Raw genomic sequence first — 6690 nt, 5'->3', positions numbered from 1 at the left:
TCTTTCACCGGTTTTCTTTAAAATCAGTCTTTTTAACCAAGAAGCAATCACAATTTTAGTCATGGGCAGTTTGTAGGTAGCATGGACTTTGGCAGCTGGCATTGCCCAGGTTTCATAACCTTGGATGAAATAGAACTTGGCTCCACACTCCAAGGGCAGCTTCGCTACCCAAGGAGCAGTTTCTACGGCGGTGGCCACCACCACCTCGGCTGAAGGAATATATTTAGCATCCAGACTTGGAACACGTAATAATTTAGCTCTAAGAGGAAACCAATCTGCTTCAGTTTCTTTTAAAATCTCCATTTGCCAATAATATTTAAGTTGGCGTAATTTTGCCTCGATCGGCCAAACAAAATTATTCCCGGGCTTTATCTTGCCGGGATAGATAATTTTAACCTTATGTCCTCTTTTCACCAAATTATTAGCATACTCAAAAATTACCCTAACACCACCGCCAACGGTAATACCAGGGAGGATAAAATTTATTTTCATTTTTCTTGAACTTGATTATACCCGATTTTATTACAAAAAGCAACTAATTAATCGGGGCGCCATTTGGAATATAATTTAACAAACCATCATTAATGGTAAAATAACCGCCAAATACCGCCGAAAAAGAAGCGAAAGCCGAGGCTGATTGTAAATGCCTTTTAGTGCCATTATCCACAAAATAAATTTCCGGACCAGAACCTTTGATAATCCGTGTTAAATCTGGCGAAACGATATTTAAAATTGCTAAAGTTCCATTATCAAGTTGGGTAATACTATTCCAGCTAAATTGCCAGGCATTCCAAACATCGGCGGAATTGACATGTGCTCCGTAGCCTCCCAACATCGCATAAACAGGGGATCCTGATCCCTTTGCTAACATCATTAAATTTCCCCCAGCAGGAACTCGGTTTAAAACTGTGCTAGAAATTGTTTCAATACTGTTCCAATTAAAACCCCACATTTGCATCAAGGTATAATCATTAATATAATATCGTTTATTGCCAGCCACTAAATATACGGCCGCCGAAGATCCCTTTGTCAAATAACCAATTGGCGTGCCGGTCCAAATTCCGGTGGCCGCGGTATAGGAAATTGTTTCCAAATCTGACCAGGAAACCCCATAATAACTAAAAACTTTTGAAGATTTGAGATGATGTTTGGTGCCCCGATAAATCAGATAAACCTTTGCAGATCCACTAATTTTAACAAGCTTAACCAAACTGGTTGGGACATTAATCCGACCATGACCATAATAAATTGTAAAATAATTCGTCCCCATACCAGCCACTTTTTCGGCACCGTGAATCAAACGATTATAAACATCACTATAAGTTGCGCCCGGGTATTTCGCTAAAATTAAACCTGCTAAGCCGGCAACTTGAGGAGATGCAAAAGATGTCCCAGAACCAGCATCGGCATATCCTCCTCCAATATCAGTGCTATAAATTGACTGACCAGGTGCGGTCACATCAACTTCAGGACCGGAACATGAAAAGCTTGAAACAACATCTGAGCTATTTGTCGAGCCAACAGCAATTACATTTGAAAAGGCCGCTGGCCAATTAACACCCAAATTTTCACCAATAGTACAATAAGGGGTATTGCCTGAAGCTGCCACTAAAATTAAGCCGGCTGTGACAGCGTCATCAACTGAATTTTTTAGAGATTGCGAATATGAATCTCCGCCCAAACTCATATTAATCACTTTCGCACCATTATCAGCCGCATAATTAATCGCCGCAATTAAATCAGATTCAAGTCCGCTCCCAAATTCATCTAATACTTTCAAAGGCATAATTTTTGCTAACCAATCTACCCCAGCCACACCTTGACTGTTGTTGGTCGAGGCGGTGGCCATACCAGTGACGGCGGTGCCATGACCTTCATCATCAGATGGAGCTACATCAGAATTAACAAAATCCCAACCCCTCACATCATCAATATAGCCATTGGCATCATCATCAACACCTGGTATTCCGCCAACTTCAGCAGTATTAGACCAGATTTTACCCGATAAATCAGCGTGATTATAATTAGTGCCGGTATCAATTATGGCAGTGGTGGTTGCAGCAGATCCGGTTTCCAGCTCCCAACCGGAGGCGGCTCGAATTTTTGTCAAATGCCATTGATTTGAATAAAGAGGGTCGTTTGGGGTCACAAAACTCCTAATTTTCCGATTAAGATCGACTGACTTTACCCCTTTTTCTCTGGGAAAGTTCTTTATACGATTTGAAAAAAAGGTAAAACCTTCTTTTTCAAAATTAAACTGATAAATATTATGGCCAAGATTCTTTTGGCTAATGATTTCTTGTTGATGTTTATTTAAAAAAGCCGAAACCGCTTCAGAATTTTCAAAAGAAATAATATAATTATCGTCAATCAAATTTGGATTCTTGGCTGAGGCTGAATCAGGCTCAAAAAATAAAAAGGGGGCAATAAAAGCGAAGCATGTTGCCCACACGGTTAATTTATACAAAATTTTAGTTAATTTCATCTAATGTCACCTCCAGTTGGAATTGAATTAAATAAGCCACTATAAATCGTAAAATATCCGCCATAGCGAGCCGTATAATTATTAAACGCAGAAGCGGTAATTATATGACGTTTTCGGCAATTCTCCATAAAATAAATATCTGGTCCCGGACCTTTAATCATCCGCGTTAAATCAAAGGGTACCCGATTAATTTGAACCATGGTTCTGCTGTCTACATAGGTTAAATCAGACCAGCGAAACTGCCAAGCATTCCAAACATCCGCGGAACTTACGTGTGCCCCATATCCGCCCAACATGGCATAAACTTCAGGACCTGGTCCCTTGACTAACATGGAAAGGTTATTACCAGCCGCATAGGCATTTAATATTGGCGCGGAAACGGTACTGATATCGCCCCAACCAAAACCCCATAACCGCATCACGTCATAGCTTGGCACGTAATGCTTCGTACCACCAGAGACTAAATAAATTCCCGGTGAAACCGATGATTTAACCAGTCCGCCAACCGGGATTTCGGTCGGAATTTGTTTTAACAAGCTATCCGGCACTTTAATTAAATTGTTCCAACTGACGCCAAAAATACTAAAACTGGCGACCGAAGTGATATGCCGTTTATACCCGGAATCCACCACATATACTAAAGAACTTGAACCTTTGATCAGCCGAGTAATTTTTCCTTTATAGGGAATCGCCGCCATTGCTTCATCGGTAATTACCGTCGCCGTTCCTGATTTATAATTCCAAGCAGCCGCATCTCTCGACGACCCAATCAGCCAACGATAACCGGCCGCTGATAAAAACACTCGCGCATCAGTGGCAGTTTTAATTGCCACCGGCTTAAAAGGATCTGGGAAATTTGCAAACCAATTATAATAATATTTCCAGAAATTGTAATTTCCCCAATAAATATGCGGGGTATAAACATAAAGAACCTGAGTTGCACGAGAACCAGGAGACATAACCTGACCATCAATAATTGGATAACCGCCCCATTTGATATTTCTGTCATAACGGTCCCTTAACCACCAAGTTGCATAAGCAATTTGCTGGCCAGCCCCGCCATAATCAATCGCCCGTTGCCGGGAAGTGGCATAATCTAATTTAAAACCTGCCATGGCTTCGTTAAAACCATAGAAAATTGGCCAAGCTTTTCTGGTATCACTGATTTGACCTTGAGTGATTGAACTTGATTCTCTTTGCATTAAAATTATCAACACTTCTGGGTTAATGCCGTGCTGTTGGGCTTCTTGATAAATTAGGGTAGACATTTTCATGCCATACAAATTTTCTCCGGAACCATCATTATGTTGACGAACCGCCACCGTCCCCCAACGTGCGTTTCCAGCCCCGTCCCGATAAGGAAAAGGGACATTTACATATTCTGGAACCGTATAGTTAGTAAAAGCCGAGCCCTTATTCAACATAAAAGCTTGAATTTGGGCGGCGGACTTGGCATTTTTATTCGTAAAATCCGCATCCGAAATTAGCAGGTTGGGGTTAAAGGTGGCAGAAACAGTTGCTGCCGAGGCCTTTTCCGCTTTTTCAGGCATTAACCACCAATTTGCTGAAATTAAAATTGTCACTAAAATTAATAATATTTTTTTCATCGCCCCTCAGCCGCTGAAGGCTCGAGATTTAAAATATCTAAACTATTTTGTAAAGTCATGTTTCCAGGGTTATTATTAATCCCTTGCTCTAAAATGGTTTGGGCTTTTTCAGCTTGCTTTTGATCCTGATAAACACCCGCCAAGTTCAAATACGCCGTCACATTATGTTTATCAATCGAGATTAAATTTTGGTATTGTTGAATCGCCAAATCAGCCTCACCCCAATCACGATACGTATTGCCCAAACCTAAAATCGCTTGGGCATTTTTTGGTTCCTTGGTCAAAGCCTCTTCATACAAACTGGCAGCTTTGGTATAATCTTTTGCCAGATAAGCAGTTTTGGCCGCTTCAATCAAATCATTTATTGATTTAGAATTTGACGACGCCGGTTCGGTGGTGCCTTCTTTCTCCGCCACTTCACTTGACTGATTCCCTAAAACTGAATTTTCTAAATTTGTCGATGAAGTTGATTTCTTTTCATTTTTTTGTGACCAATACCAAGCGATTAACGCCACCAGCGCGATTACGGCAACAACCAAAATAGACCATAAAGTGTTTCTGTTCTTCATCAACCCCCTTTAAGGACAATTCAATGTATCAATAATTATAACATATTCAAAAATGCCGTCAAATTTCAAAAAGCCAATTTTAGCGAGTTCGGATTGGCAAAGAGAGTATTTTCCAAAGCCAATATTGAAATATTCCAAAATGTTTTTTAATAAAATAAGCTTGGCTAATATAATATAATTTTTTTCTTTTATTGTCAGTTTTGAGGCTCATCCCGCCCAAGTGAATAATTTTAGTTTGTGGTAGATACCAAACTTGAAAACCGCGTTTTTTAGCCCTTAAACACAAATCTTGATCTTCAAAATACATAAAATATTTGCAATCAAAACCTCTCAATTTCGAAAATAAATCTTTTCGAACTGCCATCGCCGCCCCGCTCACCCAATCAACCCGTGTTTGTTTTTTGGGCAAGGCTAAATTAAAAATAAATTTGTCTCGCCAGTTTAAACCGGTTCTCCATTTTAATTTTCTAGTCCAAAAATCAAAAAATTTCCCGAAAATTAAATTTTTCAAATTTAAAACATTACCGGCTGCAAATGGTTGAATCTGTTTATTGCCCAAAAGTAATTTTGGTCCCAAAACCCCAGCTTTTGGTCGCTGGTCAAAAAATTTAATGATTTCTAACAATGCCGATTTTTGCACCAAAGTATCGCTATTTAAAAAAAATAAATATTTACCGGTACTTTTTTTTGCGGCCAGATTATTGGCCCGGCCAAAACCTAAATTGCGCGAATTTTGAATCAATTTTACTTTTGGAAATTTTTCCGCCACCATTTTAGCAGATCCGTCTCGAGAAGCATTATCAATCACAACCACCTCAAATTGAGACTGCTTGTTATCAAATTTATAAATTGAATTTAGAGTTTCAAAAAGTAATTTTTGGGTGTTATAACTGACGATAATTATTGAAAGTGTAGGTTGAGTTTTCACCAGTTTCTCCTTTCGCAAACGCCCGATATCCGGCGATTATAGCTTTGATATTTTTATAATTTCCAGCCAGCAAATCCTTAATGATCATTTTTAATAATTTCCAATGGAAAAAGACTAAAAATAATATTTTTTGGTTTATATTTGCCCACTTGGCGATGACCAGCCAAATATTGCGAATATAATAATAGGATTTGATCGGATTTTGCGCCCCCGAGCTATATGAGTCATAATGCCAAACTTGGGCCGCTGGCTGATAAATAATTTCAAAACCAGCTTTTTTAGCTCTAAATGACCAATCCACATCTTCGCTATACATAAAATATTTATTCGGGATTAGCCCAATTTTTTCCAACAAGTCTCGGCTCACTAATAAACATACCCCCGAAGCAAAATCAGGTCTTGAAAAATAATTAAATTGACCCAGGTCTTCTTTCAAATTACCCCGCAAACGCGCTTCGCCGTATCGCCACACAAATTCACCACCGGTATATTGAAGAATATTTGGTCTCTGCGCATAAAAGACTTTGGGGGCGATCATTCCCGCCTCAGGAAAAATTGCGGCTGCCCGGAGCATTTCCGTTAAAAAGTTTTTCGCAAATTCGCAATCATTATTAACCACCAAAAAGTAATCAAAATCCTGTTTTTGCGCCCACTTTAAGGCTTGGTTGTTTCCTTCAGCATAACCTAAATTTTTGGGATTTTTTAAAAGAAAAATTTTAGCGCCAAACTTTTGTTTTAAATATTCAGGGCTGCCATCGGTGGAATTATTATCAGCGACAATTATTTTATAATTTGGCCAATCGTTTTCAATCAAACTTGCTACGCATTTGGTGGTCATTCTTTTTTGATTCCAATTCAAGACAATGATGGCTACTTTGATTTGAGAGTCAATCTCGGGTTCGAGTTTTGACAAAAATATCCCTTCTAACTTCCTGGTTGCTTTACCCCAACTGTATTGTTTGATGTGTTGATAGCCAGCTTTAGAGATGTCTTTTAAGAGTGGTTCATCTTTGAGGAGTTTGAGGATGGCACGGGCTAAGGCTTTGGGATTCTTGGGAGGAACCACTAAGGCGGTTTGATTGGGAAGGGTGTAGTCTGGGA

At 39.4% G+C, this 6690-nt stretch carries 6 protein-coding genes; all 6 read right to left on the bottom strand.

The annotated features are described in order from the left end of the window. A partial coding sequence (locus VJJ80_00650; protein ID HLC38626.1) for a glycoside hydrolase occupies positions 1 to 492 on the bottom strand: 492 nt, incomplete at its 3' end. A gap of 43 nt (positions 493 to 535) precedes the next feature. Next, positions 536 to 2485 carry a S8 family peptidase gene (locus VJJ80_00645; GenBank protein ID HLC38625.1) on the bottom strand — a complete coding sequence of 650 codons (1950 nt, stop codon included), beginning with the start codon at positions 2483 to 2485 and terminating at the stop codon, positions 536 to 538. Then, positions 2482 to 4092: a hypothetical protein gene (locus VJJ80_00640; protein HLC38624.1), complete on the bottom strand. Its 1611-nt coding sequence runs from the start codon at positions 4090 to 4092 to the stop codon at positions 2482 to 2484. The genes VJJ80_00645 and VJJ80_00640 overlap by 4 nt, the downstream gene beginning before the upstream one ends. Then, positions 4089 to 4661, bottom strand: a complete 573-nt coding sequence (locus tag VJJ80_00635) for a tetratricopeptide repeat protein (protein ID HLC38623.1) — start codon at positions 4659 to 4661, stop codon at positions 4089 to 4091. Before VJJ80_00635 ends, VJJ80_00640 begins: the two co-directional genes overlap by 4 nt. Positions 4662 to 4740: 79 nt before the next feature. Further along, positions 4741 to 5589 carry a glycosyltransferase family 2 protein gene (locus VJJ80_00630; GenBank protein ID HLC38622.1) on the bottom strand — a complete coding sequence of 283 codons (849 nt, stop codon included), beginning with the start codon at positions 5587 to 5589 and terminating at the stop codon, positions 4741 to 4743. Next, positions 5546 to 6690, bottom strand: a 1145-nt coding sequence (locus tag VJJ80_00625; GenBank protein ID HLC38621.1) for a glycosyltransferase, incomplete at its 5' end; no start/stop codon positions are given. The genes VJJ80_00625 and VJJ80_00630, both read right to left, overlap by 44 nt.

Source organism: Patescibacteria group bacterium (assembly GCA_035288465.1).
In the GTDB taxonomy this organism is placed as follows: Bacteria; Patescibacteriota; UBA1384; order DATEAH01; family DATEAH01; genus DATEAH01.
This window is presented reverse-complemented; position numbering and strand designations above follow the sequence as displayed.